This window comes from Azovibrio restrictus DSM 23866, from assembly GCF_000429665.1.
Classification (GTDB): domain Bacteria; phylum Pseudomonadota; class Gammaproteobacteria; order Burkholderiales; family Rhodocyclaceae; genus Azovibrio; species Azovibrio restrictus.
This window is the reverse complement of sequence record NZ_AUCH01000029.1, coordinates 1-15948: the sequence shown is the minus strand read 5'-3', so window position 1 is coordinate 15948 and position 15948 is coordinate 1. Positions and strand designations below refer to the sequence as shown.

Genomic DNA, 15948 nt, shown 5'->3' with positions numbered 1-15948 from the left:
GCCCGATCGCCATGGAAGAAGGTCTGCGTTTCGCCATCCGTGAAGGCGGTCGTACCGTCGGCGCCGGCGTCGTCGCCAAGATCATCGAGTAATTCTGGTTGTATGTGCAAAGCGCCCTTTGTAAGGGCGCTTTGTAGTCTCTGCTGCAGGGGTGTAGCTCAATTGGTAGAGCGCCGGTTTCCAAAACCGAAGGTCGGGGGTTCGATTCCCTCCGCCCCTGCCATTCCTAGTTGGGAAGCTTTCTAAGACATGGCCGACAAGATCAAGTTTGCGCTGGCGCTACTTCTGGTGGTGGCCGGCGTGGCCGGATTCTACCTGCTCTCCGAGCAGGCTTTGGTGCTGCGCATTCTGGCCGTGATGGCTGGTCTGGCCGCGGCTTTTGCTGTTTTCTGGAAGACGGAGGCGGGTCAGCGTTTTGCGGCCCTTGGCCGTGAGTCTGTCCAGGAGGCGCGCAAGGTGGTCTGGCCGAGCCGCAAGGAAACCGTGCAGACCACGGCCATGGTGTTTGCCTTTGTGGTGGTGATGGCGCTGTTCCTGTTCCTAACCGACAAGAGTCTGGAGTGGGTGATGTACGACTTGGTCCTGGGCTGGAAAAAATCATGAGCAAGCGCTGGTATGTAGTGCATGCCTATTCGGGCTTCGAAAAAAGTGTCATGCGCGCGCTGCAGGAGCGCATTGAGCGTCTGAGCATGCAGGACATGTTCGGGCGCATCCTGGTGCCGGTGGAAGAGGTCGTGGAAATGAAGAACGGCCAGAAATCCATCACCGAGCGCAAGTTCTTCCCCGGTTATGTGCTGGTGGAAATGGAAATGAACGACGACTCCTGGCACTTGGTCAAGGACACGCCCAAGGTCACGGGTTTTGTCGGCGGCACCGCCAATCGTCCGGCCCCCATTTCCGACAAGGAAGTGGAAAAGATCATGCAGCAGATGCAGGACGGTGTGGAAAAGCCTCGTCCCAAGGTGCTGTTCGAGACCGGCGAAGTGGTGCGGGTCAAGGAAGGTCCTTTCACCGATTTCCATGGTTCCGTCGAAGATGTGAACTACGAGAAGAGCCGTCTGCGCGTTTCCGTCAGCATCTTTGGCCGCGCCACTCCCGTCGAGCTGGAATTCTCCCAGGTCGAAAAGGGCTAGTTTTTCAGGCCCGCCGGAAGCCTTGATTCCGGTCAGAGGAGCGGCAGTAGGGGCAACCCGAACCCGCGCTACCACTCATTTTTCAAGGAGCCAAAATGGCCAAGAAAATTATCGGCTACATCAAGCTGCAAGTGCCGGCCGGCAAGGCGAATCCCTCGCCCCCGATCGGTCCCGCCCTGGGTCAGCGCGGTCTGAACATCATGGAGTTCTGCAAGGCTTTCAATGCCCAGACCCAAGGTATGGAACCCGGCCTGCCCATCCCCGTGGTGATCACCGCCTTCGCGGACAAGTCCTTCACCTTCGTGATGAAGACCCCGCCGGCCACCATCCTGATCAAGAAGGCTGCCGGCATCAAGTCCGGTTCTGCCAAGCCCCATACCGACAAGGTGGGCAAGATCACCCGCGCTCAGTGCGAAGAGATCGCCACCACCAAGATGCCTGACCTGACTGCTGCCGACATGGAAGCCGCCGTGCGTACCATCGCCGGTTCCGCCCGCAGCATGGGTATCACCGTGGAGGGCCTGTGAGATGGCAAAGCTGACCAAGAAGCAAAAGGCACTGGCTGGCAAGATCGAGCCCCAGAAGCTGTATCCCGTGGGTGACGCCCTGGCCCTGGCCAAGGAAACCGCCACCGCCAAGTTCGATGAATCCATCGACGTGGCCGTGAACCTGGGTATTGACGCTCGTAAGTCTGACCAGCTGGTGCGCGGCTCTGTCGTGCTGCCCGCCGGTACTGGCAAGAGCGTACGCGTCGCCGTGTTCGCCCAGGGCGACAAGGCCGAGGCCGCCAAGGCTGCTGGCGCCGACATCGTCGGTTTTGAAGATCTGGCTGCCGACATCAAGGCCGGCAACCTGAATTTCGACGTGGTCATCGCCACCCCCGACGCCATGCGTATCGTCGGCCAGCTGGGTCAGGTGCTCGGTCCTCGTGGCCTGATGCCCAACCCCAAGGTGGGTACCGTGACCATGGACGTGGCGACTGCCGTGCAGAACGCCAAGGCCGGTCAGGTGCAATACCGTACCGACAAGGGCGGCATCATTCACGCCACCATCGGTCGCGCTTCCTTCCCGGTGGAAAAGCTGGAGCAGAACCTGCGCGCACTGATCGAGGCGCTGAACAAGGCCAAGCCCGCTTCCAGCAAGGGTCAGTACCTGCGCAAGATCGCCGTCGCCAGCACCATGGGTCCTGGCGTGCGCGTGGATCAGGCCAGCCTGACCGCATAAAGACTTTGGGCTGCGGCCCTCTGCTCCGGTGAGCGGAGGGCCGCAGATCGTCAAAGACCGCAGGCGCCTTCGGGCTTAATGGCTGCAAGCCTGCGCAGACGGTGTACCCAGAACAAGGATTATTCGCCGGATTCCGGTCCGGCACTCTCCTGGTTCAGGTCGCCGTGAGCGTGGTGGAGTTTTCCACCATATTTTGACTTGAAAGGAGGAAAGACCTGTGGGTCTCAATCTCGAAGACAAAAAAGCCGTTGTGGCTGAGGTGTCGGCACAGGTAGCCAACGCTCAGACCATCGCAGTGGCCGAATATCGTGGCATCGAAGTGGGTGATCTCACCGTGCTGCGTCGGAAAGCCCGCGAGTCTGGCGTGTATCTGCGCGTGCTGAAGAACACCCTGGTGCGTCGTGCTGTGGCGGGTACCCCGTTCGCAGAACTGGCGGATCAGATGGTGGGCCCCCTGATCTACAGCATCTCCGTGGATCCCGTGGCTGCCGCCAAGGTGTTGAACGACTTCGCCAAGACCAACGACAAGCTGGTCATCAAGGCCGGTTCCTACGCTGGCAAGGTGCTGGACAAGGCAGGCGTGCAAGCCCTGGCTTCCATCCCCAGCCGCGAAGAACTGCTCGCCAAGCTGCTGGGCGTCATGCAGGCTCCGGTCTCCGGCTTTGCCTGTGCCCTGGCCGCCCTGGCCAAGCAGCGCGAAGAAGCCGCTGCCTGATCATCATCACGCAATCCAATACAGATTTGAATTTAGGAGTTATTTAAATGGCTATCTCTAAAGAAGACATCCTCGAAGCCGTTGGCGGCATGACCGTCATGGAACTGAACGACCTGGTCAAGGCGTTCGAAGAGAAGTTCGGCGTTTCCGCCGCTGCTCTGGCTGTTGCTGCCCCCGGCGCTGGTGGCGGTGCTGCCGCTGCTGCTGAAGAGCAGACCGAGTTCACCGTGATCCTGGCTGCTGCCGGCGACAAGAAGGTTGAAGTCATCAAGGTCGTGCGCGCTGCCACCGGCCTGGGCCTGAAGGAAGCCAAGGACGTGGTCGACGGCGCTCCCAAGCCCGTCAAGGAAGGCATCTCCAAGGCCGACGCCGAAGCCCTGAAGAAGCAACTGGAAGACGCTGGCGCCAAGGTCGAACTGAAGTAATCGACTGGATGTCACATGGGCTGGCGGCCAGGGTCGCCAGCCCTTTTCTGCATTGATGTCAGGTTTTACGTCGGCGAGATAAATATTCGTGCTCAAACGGCAAACGCAAGCAAATCTCTCCCCCGCAGGGTGGGAGAGGGGGCTTGCGTTTGCCTGTTTCTGCCTTTTTGCGCCAGCTGTTCCGGCCTAACCGTTTCCGTCCTTTGATCTCGGAGCGACCATGAGTTCTACCTCCTCCTATTCCTACACCGAGAAGAAACGCATCCGCAAGAGTTTCGCCAAGCGGGAGAACGTCCTCGACGTTCCCTACCTGCTCGCGACTCAGCTGGCGTCTTTCTCCGACTTCCTCCAGGCTGAAGTTCCCGCGGCCCAGCGGAAGAACGAGGGCCTCCAGGCAGCGTTCTCTTCCATCTTTCCGATCGTCTCCCATTCCGGCAACGCCCGTCTGGAGTTCGTCAGCTACACCCTGGGGGAGCCCGCTTTTGACGTCAAGGAATGTCATCAACGGGGTCTGACCTTCGCTTCTTCCCTGCGCGCCAAGGTGCGCCTGGTGATTCTGGACCGGGAAGCTCCCGAGACCATCAAGGAAGTGAAGGAGCAGGAAGTCTACATGGGCGAGATTCCGCTCATGACCACCAACGGCTCCTTCGTCATCAACGGTACGGAGCGGGTCATCGTGTCCCAGCTGCACCGTTCTCCTGGCGTGTTCTTCGAGCATGATCGGGGCAAGACCCATTCCTCCGGCAAGCTGCTGTTCTCCGCCCGCATCATCCCCTATCGCGGTTCCTGGCTGGATTTCGAGTTCGATCCCAAGGACACCCTGTTCTTCCGGGTGGACCGCCGCCGCAAGATGCCCGTCACCACCCTGCTGATGGCCCTGGGCATGACGCCGGAACAGATCCTGGCCGAGTTCTTCGACTTCGACACCTTCAGTATTTCCAAGGACGGCATCGATTTCGCAGTGGTCCCCGAGCGTCTGCGTGGCGAAGTGGCCCGCTTCGACGTGGTCGGTCCGGATGGCAAGGCGATTGTTGCCAAGGACAAGCGGATCACCGCCAAGCACATCCGTGACATGCAGGCCGCCAGCCTGCACCAGCTGTCCGTGCCCGAGGATTTCATCCTGGGCCGCGTGATCGGCACCCCGGTGGTGGACAAGGACACCGGCGAAATCATCGCCGAGGTCAATGAAGAAATCACCGAAGCCCTGCTGGCCAAGCTGCAGGAAGCGGCCGTGGGCGACATCAAGACCCTGTACACCAATGATCTGGACCGGGGCGCCTTCATCTCCCAGACCCTGCGTGGTGACGATACCGCCTCCAAGCAGGCTGCCCGCGTGGCCATCTACCGGATGATGCGTCCTGGCGAGCCGCCCACCGAAGAAGCCGTGGAAATCCTGTTCCAGGGTCTGTTCTACTCGGACGAGCGCTACGACCTGTCCGGCGTGGGCCGCATGAAGTTCAACCGCCGCCTGGGTCGCACCGACGTCATCGAATACAAGGTGATGGTCAACAGCCTCCAGTCCCGCGCCGAAGCCGCCCTGAAGAACCTGGCCGAAGCCGCTGCCCTGCCTCTGAGCCGGATCCAGGAAATCGTGGGCCAGCTGCCCTTCGGGCCCCGCGCCATCGCCGAGAACCTGACCAAGGAAGAGGCCGAAGCCCTGGCCGCCAAGCTGAAGGCTGTCGGCGGCCACGTGGAAGTGCGTGAGCAGCTGACCCTGTCGCCCCGGGACATCGTGGATGTGATCAAGGTCCTGGTGGAACTGCGCAATGGCCGCGGCGACATCGACGATATCGACCACCTGGGTAACCGCCGCGTCCGCTCCGTGGGCGAACTGGCCGAGAACCAGTTCCGCGCCGGCCTGGTGCGGGTCGAGCGGGCCGTCAAGGAACGCCTGAACCAGGCCGAGTCCGAGAACCTGATGCCCCACGACCTGATCAACGCCAAGCCCATCAGCGCCGCGATCAAGGAGTTCTTCGGCTCCAGCCAGCTGTCCCAGTTCATGGACCAGACCAACCCCCTGTCCGAGATCACCCACAAGCGGCGCGTTTCCGCCCTGGGCCCCGGCGGTCTGACCCGCGAACGTGCCGGCTTCGAAGTGCGCGACGTGCATCCGACCCATTACGGCCGCGTCTGCCCCATCGAAACGCCGGAAGGTCCGAACATCGGCCTGATCAACTCCCTGGCACTGTACGCCCGGGTGAACGACTACGGCTTCATCGAAACCGCTTACCGCAAGGTGGTGGACGGCAAGGTCACCGACCAGATCGAGTTCCTGTCCGCCATTGAAGAAGGCGCCTACGTGATCGCCCAGGCCAACGCCACCCTGGGTGAGGACGGCAGCCTCAAGGACGAGCTGGTCACCTGCCGGGAAAAGGGCGAAACCATCCTGGCCGAGCCCTCCCGCGTCCAGTACATGGACGTGGCCCCCGGCCAGATCGTTTCCGTCGCCGCCTCCCTGATCCCCTTCCTCGAGCATGACGATGCGAACCGGGCCCTGATGGGTGCCAACATGCAGCGTCAGGCCGTGCCCTGTCTGCGTCCGGAAAAGCCCCTGGTGGGCACCGGCATCGAGCGCACCGTGGCGGTGGACTCGGGGACTGCCGTGGTGGCCCTGCGCGGCGGTGTGGTGGACTACGTGGATGCCGGCCGTGTCGTGGTGCGCGTCCATGACGAGGAAGCCCTGGCGGGCGAAGTGGGTGTGGACATCTACAACTTGGTGAAATACACCCGCTCCAACCAGAACACCAACATCAACCAGCGTCCCATGGTGCGTGTGGGTGACGTGATCGCCCGGGGTGACGTGGTGGCCGACGGCGCCTCCACCGACAAGGGCGAACTGGCCCTCGGTCAGAACATGCTGATCGCCTTCATGCCCTGGAACGGCTACAACTACGAAGACTCGATCCTGATCTCCGAGCGCGTCGTGGCCGAAGACCGTTACACCTCCATCCACATCGAGGAACTGACGGTCGTGGCCCGGGACACCAAGCTCGGACCCGAGGAAATCACCCGCGACATCGCCTCCCTGGGCGAAGCCCAGCTGGGCCGCCTGGATGAATCCGGCATCGTGTACATCGGTGCCGAAGTGGAAGCCGGCGACGTGCTGGTGGGCAAGGTCACTCCCAAGGGTGAAACCCAGCTGACCCCGGAAGAGAAGCTGCTGCGCGCCATCTTCGGCGAGAAGGCCTCCGACGTGAAGGACACCTCCCTGCGCGTGCCCGCTGGCATCGCCGGGACCGTCATCGACGTGCAGGTGTTCACCCGCGAAGGCATCGAGCGGGACAAGCGTGCCCAATCCATCATCGACGACCACCTGCGCGGCTACAAGCTGGACCTGGCCGACCAGATGCGGATCGTGGAGCGTGACGCTTTCGCCCGGGTCGAACGCCTGATCATGGGCAAGAAGGCCAACGGCGGTCCCAAGCGTCTGGCCAAGGGTTCCGAAATCAACAAGGAATACCTGGACGGCCTGGAGCCCCATCACTGGTTCGACATCCGCGTCGCCGACGACGAGCTGGCCCAGCAGCTGGAACAGATCCGCGACGGTCTGGAGCAGACCCGCAAGGCCTTCGACGAAGCCTTCGAAGCCAAGCGTAAGAAGCTGACCCAGGGCGACGAGCTGCCCCCCGGCGTGCAGAAGATGGTCAAGGTCTACGTGGCCGTGAAGCGCCGTCTGCAGCCCGGCGATAAGATGGCCGGCCGCCACGGTAACAAGGGCGTCGTGTCCCGTATCGTGCCCGTGGAAGACATGCCCCACATGGCCGACGGCCGTACGGTGGACATCGTCCTGAACCCCCTGGGTGTGCCGTCCCGGATGAACGTCGGGCAGATTCTCGAAGTCCACCTGGGCTGGGCCGCCAAGGGCCTGGGCCACAAGATCGAAGCCATGCTCAGGAAGGAAGCCAGCGCCCAGGAAATGCGCGCTTTCCTGGAGGAGATCTACAACACCAAGGGCAAGCCCGAGGATCTGGATTCCCTCAACGACGGCGAGATCCTGGAACTGGCCAGCAACCTCAAGGCCGGTGTGCCCTTCGCCACGCCGGTGTTCGACGGGGCCAAGGAAGAGGAAATCAAGTACATGCTGAACCTGGCCGGCCTGCCTTCCAGCGGTCAGATCCAGCTCTTCGACGGCCGCACCGGCGAAGCCTTTGAACGCACGGTCACCGTGGGCTACATGCACTACCTGAAGCTGCACCACTTGGTGGATGACAAGATGCACGCCCGTTCCACCGGTCCCTACAGCCTGGTGACCCAGCAGCCGCTGGGCGGTAAGGCCCAGTTCGGCGGCCAGCGTTTCGGGGAAATGGAAGTCTGGGCCCTGGAGGCCTACGGCGCTTCCTACGTGCTGCAGGAAATGCTGACCGTGAAGTCCGACGACGTGAACGGCCGTACCAAGGTGTACGAAAACATCGTCAAGGGCGAGCACAAGATCGATGCCGGCATGCCGGAATCCTTCAACGTGCTGGTCAAGGAAATCCGTTCGCTGGCGATCGACATCGATCTGGAACGTTATTGATTCAGGGCTTAGGAGTTAAACGATGAAAGCATTGCTCGATCTGTTCAAGCAGGTTACGCAGGAAGAGGAATTCGACGCGATTACCATCGGGCTCGCCTCGCCCGACAAGATCCGTTCCTGGTCCTTCGGTGAAGTCAAGAAGCCGGAAACCATCAACTACCGGACTTTCAAGCCCGAGCGCGATGGCCTGTTCTGCTCCAAGATCTTCGGGCCCATCAAGGACTACGAGTGCCTGTGCGGCAAGTACAAGCGCTTGAAGCACCGTGGCGTGATCTGCGAGAAGTGCGGCGTGGAAGTGACCCTGGCCAAGGTGCGCCGGGAACGCATGGGCCACATCGAACTGGCCTCTCCCGTCGCCCACATCTGGTTCCTGAAGTCCCTGCCCAGCCGTCTCGGCATGGTGCTGGACATGACCCTGCGCGACATCGAGCGGGTCCTGTACTTCGAAGCCTTCGTGGTGGTGGAGCCCGGCATGGTCTCCAACCTGCAGCGCGGCCAATTGCTCACCGAAGAGCAGTACATCGAAATGATGGAAGAGCACGGTGACGAATTCGTGGCCCTGATGGGCGCCGAAGGCGTGCGCGAGCTGCTGCGCAATCTGGACCTGGACGGCGAAGCCGAGCGCCTGCGCGCCGAGCTGGAAGTGACCGGTTCCGAGACCAAGAACAAGAAGCTGGCCAAGCGCCTGAAGGTCCTGGAAGCCTTCCAGAAGTCCGGCATCAAGCCCGACTGGATGGTTCTGGAAGTGCTGCCCGTGCTGCCGCCGGACCTGCGTCCCCTGGTGCCCCTGGACGGTGGCCGTTTCGCCACCTCCGACCTGAACGATCTGTACCGTCGCGTCATCAACCGGAACAACCGTCTGAAGCGCCTGCTGGAACTGAAGGCACCCGACATCATCGTGCGCAACGAAAAGCGCATGCTGCAGGAAGCCGTGGACAGCCTGTTGGACAACGGCCGGCGCGGCAAGGCCATGACTGGCGCCAACAAGCGTCCGCTCAAGTCCCTGGCCGACATGATCAAGGGCAAGGGCGGTCGTTTCCGGCAGAACCTGCTGGGTAAGCGCGTCGACTACTCCGGTCGTTCCGTGATCGTGGTGGGCCCCCAGTTGAAGCTGCACCAGTGCGGTCTGCCCAAGCTGATGGCCCTGGAACTGTTCAAGCCTTTCATCTTCCACAAGCTGGAAGTCCTGGGCCTGGCCACCACCATCAAGCAGGCCAAGAAGATGGTGGAAACCCAGGAGCCCGTGGTGTGGGACATCCTGGAAGACGTGATCCGCGAACATCCGGTCATGCTGAACCGGGCGCCTACCCTGCACCGTCTGGGTATCCAGGCTTTCGAGCCGACCCTGATCGAAGGCAAGGCCATCCAGCTGCATCCGCTCGTCTGTTCCGCCTTCAACGCTGACTTCGACGGCGACCAGATGGCCGTGCACGTGCCCCTGTCCCTGGAAGCCCAGATGGAAGCCCGCACCCTGATGCTGGCCTCCAACAACGTGCTGTCGCCGGCCAACGGCCAGCCCATCATCGTGCCCTCCCAGGATATCGTGCTGGGTCTGTACTTCGCCACCCGCGAGCGCATCAACGCCAAGGGCGAAGGCATGATGTTTGCCGACGTGGCCGAAATGGAACGGGCCCTGGCGGCCAAGGAAGTGGAACTGCACACCCGTGTCAGCGTGCGCCTGAAGCAGTACGAACCCGGTGCCAATGAAGGCGAGTGGAACGAAAAGCTGGTGCGCACGGAAACCACCGTGGGCCGTGCCTTCCTCTCCAAGATCCTGCCCAAGGGCCTTCCCTTCAAGGCCATCGACAAGGCCCTGAAGAAGAAGGAAATCTCCAAGCTGATCGACGAATCCTTCCGTCGTTGCGGCCTGCGGGAAACCGTCATCTTCGCCGACAAGCTGATGCAGAACGGTTACGCCCTGGCGACCCGTGCCGGCATCTCCTTCTGCTCCGACGACATGAAGGTGCCGCCCCAGAAGTACGAGATCATCGCTGCGGCCGAAGCCGAAGTGAAGGAAATCGAGCACCAGTACACCAACGGTCTGGTGACCCAGGGCGAGCGCTACAACAAGGTGGTGGACATCTGGGGCCGTACCGGCGACCAGGTGGCCAAGGTGATGATGGACCAGCTGGGCCACGAGGAAGTGGTGGACCGCCACGGCAAGACCGTGAAGCAGGACTCCTTCAACTCCATCTTCATGATGGCCGACTCCGGCGCCCGGGGTTCCGCCGCCCAGATCCGCCAGCTGGCCGGCATGCGCGGCCTGATGGCCAAGCCTGACGGCTCCATTATCGAAACGCCGATCACGACCAACTTCCGTGAAGGTCTGAACGTGCTGCAGTACTTCATCTCCACCCACGGCGCCCGTAAGGGTCTGGCCGATACGGCACTGAAGACCGCCAACTCCGGCTATCTGACCCGCCGTCTGGTGGACGTGACCCAGGATCTGGTGATCACCGAAGACGATTGCGGCACCAACAACGGCTACACCGTGCGCGCCCTGGTGGAAGGCGGCGAGGTGATCGAGCCCCTGCGCGAGCGCATCCTGGGCCGCGTCACCGTGGACGACCTGGTGGATCCCGAAACCCAGGAAACCGTGATCTTCGCCGGCACCATGCTGGACGAGGATCTGGTGGAACTGGTGGACAAGCTGGGCATCGACGAAGTCAAGGTGCGTACCCCCCTGACCTGCGACACCCGCTACGGCCTGTGCGCCAAGTGCTACGGCCGCGACCTGGGCCGCGGTTATCTGGTGAACGTGGGCGAAGCGGTGGGTGTGATCGCCGCCCAGTCCATCGGCGAACCGGGTACCCAGCTGACCATGCGGACCTTCCACGTGGGCGGCGCCGCATCCCGGGCTGCAGCCGTGTCCGAGATCGAATCCAAGTCTGCCGGTACCGTGCGCTACACCTCCGGTGTGCGTTACGTGACCAACGCCAAGGGCGAGAAGGTTGTGATTTCCCGCTCCGGTGAGCTGATCATTGCCGACGACGCAGGCCGCGAACGGGAACGCCACAAGGTGCCCTACGGCGCTACCCTGCTGCCCATGGATGGGGACGTGCTCAAGGCCGGTGCCAAGCTGGCCACCTGGGACCCCCATACCCGTCCCATCGTGACCGAATATGCCGGTACGGTGAAGTTCGAGAACGTGGAAGAAGGCGTCACCGTTGCCAAGCAGATCGACGAAGTCACCGGTCTGTCCACCTTGGTGGTGATCGACTCCAAGCAACGGGGCGGCAAGAGCTCCTCCAAGGGCGTGGTCCGTCCCGTGGTGAAGCTGCTTGATGCCAATGGCGAAGAAGTGCGTGTGGCTGGTTCCGACCATCCGGTCTCCATCGCCTTCCTGACCGGTTCCATCATCTCCGTGAGCGATGGCCAACAGGTGCATGAAGGCGACGTCCTGGCCCGTATTCCCCAGGAATCGGCCAAGACCCGCGACATTACCGGCGGTCTGCCCCGCGTGGCCGAACTGTTTGAAGCCCGTACCCCCAAGGATGCCTCCTTCCTGGCTGAATGCACGGGTACCGTCTCCTTCGGTAAGGACACCAAGGGCAAGCAGCGCCTGATCATCACCGATCTGGAAGGCATTGCCCACGAGTACCTGATCTCCAAGGACAAGCACGTGCTGGTGCACGATGGCCAGGTGGTCAACAAGGGTGAAACCATCGTCGAAGGCGAGCAGGATCCCCATGACATCCTGCGCTTGAAGGGTGTCGAGGAGCTGGCCCGCTACATCACCGACGAGGTCCAGGACGTGTACCGTCTGCAGGGCGTGAAGATCAACGACAAGCACATCGAAGTGATCGTCCGTCAGATGCTGCGTCGCGTCACCATCACCGAACCCGGCGACACCAAGTTCATCAAGAGCGAGCAGGTGGAGCGGGCCGAGGTGCTGGCCGAGAACGACCGCATGACTGCCGAAGGCAAGATCCCCGCGATTTACGATCACATGTTGCTGGGTATCACCAAGGCATCCTTGTCCACCGATTCCTTCATCTCCGCGGCTTCCTTCCAGGAAACCACCCGGGTGCTGACGGAAGCGGCCATCATGGGCAAGCGCGACGAACTGCGTGGCCTCAAGGAAAACGTCATCGTCGGTCGCCTCATTCCCGCCGGTACGGGTCTGGCCTATCACCGGACCCGCAAGGCCCAGGCCGAAGGCGAGGATCTGGCGATGGATCGTCCGATCGTCGAGGAACCCGTTGTGGTGGAAACGCCGGAACAGGCTTCCTGATGAAATTGCCGGCCCCGGAAACAGGGGCCGGAAACAGGGGCCGTGTCAAGCTTCGTTGACACGGCCCTTGCCAAGCCATAGAATCTATGGCCTTTGTCGGCAGAGGCTAATCAGAGCCTTTGTTTTGTATAACAAAATGGCTGGAGCGATCGCTTCGGCGGTGTTTTGGCGGTCTGTCCGCCAGAGGATTTATATGCCTACTATCAACCAGCTCGTGCGCAAGCCGCGCGAGGCAGAAGTAACCAAGAGCAAGGTCCCGGCACTGGAAAAGTGCCCCCAGAAGCGCGGTGTCTGCACCCGCGTCTACACCACCACCCCCAAGAAGCCTAACTCCGCTCTGCGGAAGGTTTGCAAGGTGCGTCTGACCAATGGCTACGAAGTCATTTCCTACATCGGCGGTGAAGGCCACAACCTGCAGGAGCACTCCGTGGTCCTGATCCGTGGCGGCCGGGTGAAGGACTTGCCGGGTGTGCGTTACCACACCGTGCGGGGTTCCCTGGATACCCAGGGGGTCAAGGATCGTAAGCAGTCCCGTTCCAAGTACGGGGCCAAGCGTCCGAAGGCAGCCTGATTTCCGGGTTGCTTGAGTAAGTGGCCGCCTTATGGGCGGCCGCGAGGTTTTGTGCGAACGTTTCGTGCAACCTCAACTGAATTGTGTAAAGAGAGGAAGTTATGCCGCGTCGTCGTGAAGTACCCAAGCGTGAAGTTCTGCCGGATCCCAAGTTCGGGAGCCAGGATGTTTCCAAGTTCATCAATGCCATCATGCAAAGCGGCAAGAAGTCCGTCGCCGAGCGCATCGTCTATGGCGCTTTCGCCCAGATCTCCACCAAGAGCGGTAAGGATCCCCTGGAAGTGTTCACCGCTGCCATCGGCAACGTGAAGCCCCTGGTGGAAGTGAAGTCCCGCCGCGTCGGTGGTGCCAACTACCAGGTGCCCGTCGAAGTGCGCCCCGCCCGTCGTATGGCCCTGGCCATGCGCTGGCTGCGTGAAGCCGCCCGCAAGCGCTCCGAGAAGACCATGGGCCTGCGTCTGGCTGCCGAGATGCTGGAAGCCTCCGAGAACCGTGGTGGCGCCGTCAAGAAGCGCGACGAAGTGCACCGTATGGCTGAGGCCAACAAGGCCTTCTCCCACTTCCGCTTCTAACCCATTCATCGAGGTTATAACGTGGCACGTAAGACACCTATCGAGCGCTACCGCAACATCGGTATTTCCGCTCACATCGACGCCGGCAAGACCACCACGACCGAGCGCATCCTCTACTACACCGGCGTCAATCACAAGATTGGCGAAGTGCATGACGGCGCTGCCACCATGGACTGGATGGAGCAGGAACAGGAGCGGGGTATCACCATCACCTCCGCGGCCACCACCTGCTTCTGGAAGGGCATGGACAGCAGCCTTCCCGAGCACCGCTTCAACATCATCGACACCCCGGGCCACGTGGACTTCACCATCGAAGTCGAGCGCTCCATGCGCGTCCTGGACGGTGCCTGCATGGTTTACTGCGCTGTGGGCGGTGTGCAGCCCCAGTCTGAAACCGTGTGGCGTCAGGCGACCAAGTACAAGGTGCCCCGTCTGGCCTTCGTGAACAAGATGGACCGTTCCGGCGCCAACTTCTTCAAGGTCGTAGACCAGATGAAGACCCGCCTGAAGGCCAATCCTGTGCCCATCGTGATCCCCATCGGTGCCGAAGACACGTTCGCCGGCGTCGTGGATCTGATCAAGATGAAGGCCGTCATTTGGGACGAAGCCTCCCAGGGCATGAAGTTCGACTACAAGGATATCCCCGCTGATCTGGTGGAAACCGCCCAGACCTGGCGCGAGCAGATGGTTGAGGCTGCCGCTGAGGCGTCCGAAGACCTGATGAACGAGTACCTGGAAAACGGCGAACTGTCCGAAGAAAAGATCAAGCTGGGTCTGCGTCTGCGCACCCTGGCTTGTGAAATTCAGCCCATGCTGTGCGGCACCGCCTTCAAGAACAAGGGTGTGCAGCGCATGCTGGACGCCGTGATCGAGTTCCTGCCTTCTCCCGTGGATATTCCTCCCGTGGCTGGCGTGGATGATCGCGAGCAGCCCGCTTCCCGCAAGGCTGACGATACCGAGAAGTTCTCTGCTCTGGCCTTCAAGCTGATGACCGACCCCTTCGTCGGCCAGCTGACCTTCATCCGCGTGTACTCCGGCGTGCTGAACTCCGGCTCCACCGTGCTGAACTCCGTCAAGGGCAAGAAGGAACGGATCGGCCGCATCCTGCAGATGCACGCCAACAACCGGGAAGAAATCAAGGAAGTGCTGGCCGGTGACATCGCCGCCTGTGTCGGCCTGAAGGAAGTCACCACCGGTGAAACCCTGTGTGATCCCGATGCACCGATCATCCTGGAACGCATGGTGTTCCCCGAGCCTGTGATTCACGTGGCCGTGGAGCCCAAGACCAAGGCTGACCAGGAAAAGATGGGTATCGCCCTGGGCCGTCTGGCTGCCGAAGATCCCTCCTTCCGCGTTCGCACCGACGAAGAATCCGGTCAGACCATCATCTCCGGTATGGGCGAGCTGCACCTGGACATCATCGTCGACCGCATGCGTCGTGAGTTCAACGTGGAAGCCAACGTGGGTGCTCCCCAGGTGGCCTACCGGGAATGCATCAAGAAGGCTGTCGAGCAAGAAGGCAAGTTCGTCAAGCAGTCCGGCGGCCGTGGTCAGTACGGTCACGTCTGGCTCAAGATCGAGCCGAACGAACCCGGTGCGGGTTACGCCTTCGTGGACGCCATCAAGGGTGGTACCGTGCCCCGCGAATACATCCCCGCGGTGGACAAGGGTCTGCAGGACGCCATTGGTAGCGGCGTGCTGGCTGGCTTCCCGGTGGTGGACATCAAGTTCACCCTGTTCGATGGCTCCTACCACGACGTGGACTCCAACGAAAACGCCTTCCGCATGGCGGCTTCCATGGCCTTCAAGGACGGTATGAAGAAGGCTCAGCCGACGCTGCTGGAGCCCATGATGGCCGTTGAAGTGGAAACCCCGGAAGAGTACATGGGTAACGTGATGGGCGATCTGTCCTCCCGTCGCGGCATCGTGCAGGGCATGGAAGACATCCCTGGCGGCATGAAGGCGGTTCGCGCCGAAGTGCCCCTGTCCGAAATGTTCGGCTACGCCACTCAGCTGCGCTCCCTGTCCCAGGGTCGCGCCACCTACTCGATGGAATTCAAGCATTACTCGGAGGCGCCCAAGAACGTCGCCGAGGCCGTGATCAACAAGAAGTAACAGGAACTGGAGATTATTGAATATGGCTAAGGAAAAATTTACGCGGACGAAGCCGCACGTAAACGTTGGCACGATTGGTCACGTGGACCACGGCAAGACCACGCTGACGGCTGCGATCACCACGGTGCTGTCCCGCAAGTTCGGTGGCGAGGCCAAGGCCTACGACCAGATTGACGCTGCGCCCGAAGAAAAGGCCCGCGGCATCACCATCAATACCGCCCACGTCGAATACGAAACCGAGAACCGTCACTACGCCCACGTGGACTGCCCGGGCCACGCCGACTACGTGAAGAACATGATCACCGGTGCTGCCCAGATGGACGGCGCCATCCTGGTGTGTTCCGCCGCTGACGGCCCGATGCCCCAGACCCGTGAGCACATCCTGCTGTCCCGTCAGGTGGGCGTGCCCTACATCATCGTGTTCCTGAACAAGGCTGACATGG

Annotated in this window: 13 protein-coding genes and 1 tRNA gene; all 14 read left to right on the top strand. The window is 61.6% G+C overall.

Annotated elements, in window-relative coordinates; translation table 11 throughout:
- Positions 1 to 92: EF-Tu C-terminal domain-related protein (locus G474_RS22945; RefSeq protein WP_076604501.1), on the top strand; the 92-nt coding region annotated here is incomplete at its 5' end.
- A 55-nt stretch (positions 93 to 147) separates the two neighbouring features.
- A tRNA-Trp gene (locus G474_RS0117415) sits at positions 148 to 223 on the top strand.
- A 26-nt stretch (positions 224 to 249) separates the two neighbouring features.
- Positions 250 to 603: a preprotein translocase subunit SecE gene (gene secE, locus G474_RS0117410; RefSeq protein WP_026688079.1), complete on the top strand. Its 354-nt coding sequence runs from the start codon at positions 250 to 252 to the stop codon at positions 601 to 603.
- Complete coding sequence (gene nusG, locus G474_RS0117405) at positions 600 to 1133, top strand: transcription termination/antitermination protein NusG (RefSeq protein ID WP_026688078.1); 534 nt, start codon at positions 600 to 602, stop codon at positions 1131 to 1133. Before secE ends, nusG begins: the two co-directional genes overlap by 4 nt.
- Positions 1134 to 1228: 95 nt before the next feature.
- Entirely contained in the window at positions 1229 to 1660 is a 432-nt protein-coding gene (gene rplK / locus G474_RS0117400; RefSeq protein WP_026688077.1) for a 50S ribosomal protein L11, read from the top strand.
- 1 nt (position 1661) lies between these two features.
- A complete protein-coding gene (gene rplA / locus G474_RS0117395) occupies positions 1662 to 2357 on the top strand; it encodes a 50S ribosomal protein L1 (protein WP_026688076.1) in 696 nt (231 codons plus the stop codon).
- A 217-nt stretch (positions 2358 to 2574) separates the two neighbouring features.
- Positions 2575 to 3072, top strand: coding sequence for a 50S ribosomal protein L10 (gene rplJ / locus G474_RS0117390; RefSeq protein ID WP_026688075.1), 498 nt, complete (start codon positions 2575 to 2577; stop codon positions 3070 to 3072).
- A 47-nt stretch (positions 3073 to 3119) separates the two neighbouring features.
- Positions 3120 to 3497 carry a 50S ribosomal protein L7/L12 gene (gene rplL / locus G474_RS0117385; protein ID WP_026688074.1) on the top strand — a complete coding sequence of 126 codons (378 nt, stop codon included), beginning with the start codon at positions 3120 to 3122 and terminating at the stop codon, positions 3495 to 3497.
- 220 nt (positions 3498 to 3717) lie between these two features.
- Entirely contained in the window at positions 3718 to 8013 is a 4296-nt protein-coding gene (rpoB, locus tag G474_RS0117380; protein WP_026688073.1) for a DNA-directed RNA polymerase subunit beta, read from the top strand.
- Positions 8014 to 8035: 22 nt separating this feature from the next.
- Complete coding sequence (rpoC, locus tag G474_RS0117375) at positions 8036 to 12247, top strand: DNA-directed RNA polymerase subunit beta' (protein WP_026688072.1); 4212 nt, start codon at positions 8036 to 8038, stop codon at positions 12245 to 12247.
- Between the two features lie 193 nt (positions 12248 to 12440).
- Positions 12441 to 12818: a 30S ribosomal protein S12 gene (gene rpsL, locus G474_RS0117370; protein ID WP_026688071.1), complete on the top strand. Its 378-nt coding sequence runs from the start codon at positions 12441 to 12443 to the stop codon at positions 12816 to 12818.
- Positions 12819 to 12919: 101 nt separating this feature from the next.
- On the top strand, positions 12920 to 13390 hold the full coding sequence (gene rpsG / locus G474_RS0117365; RefSeq protein ID WP_026688070.1) for a 30S ribosomal protein S7: 471 nt from the start codon (positions 12920 to 12922) through the stop codon (positions 13388 to 13390).
- A 21-nt stretch (positions 13391 to 13411) separates the two neighbouring features.
- Positions 13412 to 15505, top strand: coding sequence for an elongation factor G (gene fusA / locus G474_RS0117360; protein ID WP_026688069.1), 2094 nt, complete (start codon positions 13412 to 13414; stop codon positions 15503 to 15505).
- A 22-nt stretch (positions 15506 to 15527) separates the two neighbouring features.
- The coding region (locus tag G474_RS21455) for a GTP-binding protein (RefSeq protein WP_043465117.1) at positions 15528 to 15948 on the top strand (421 nt) is incomplete at its 3' end.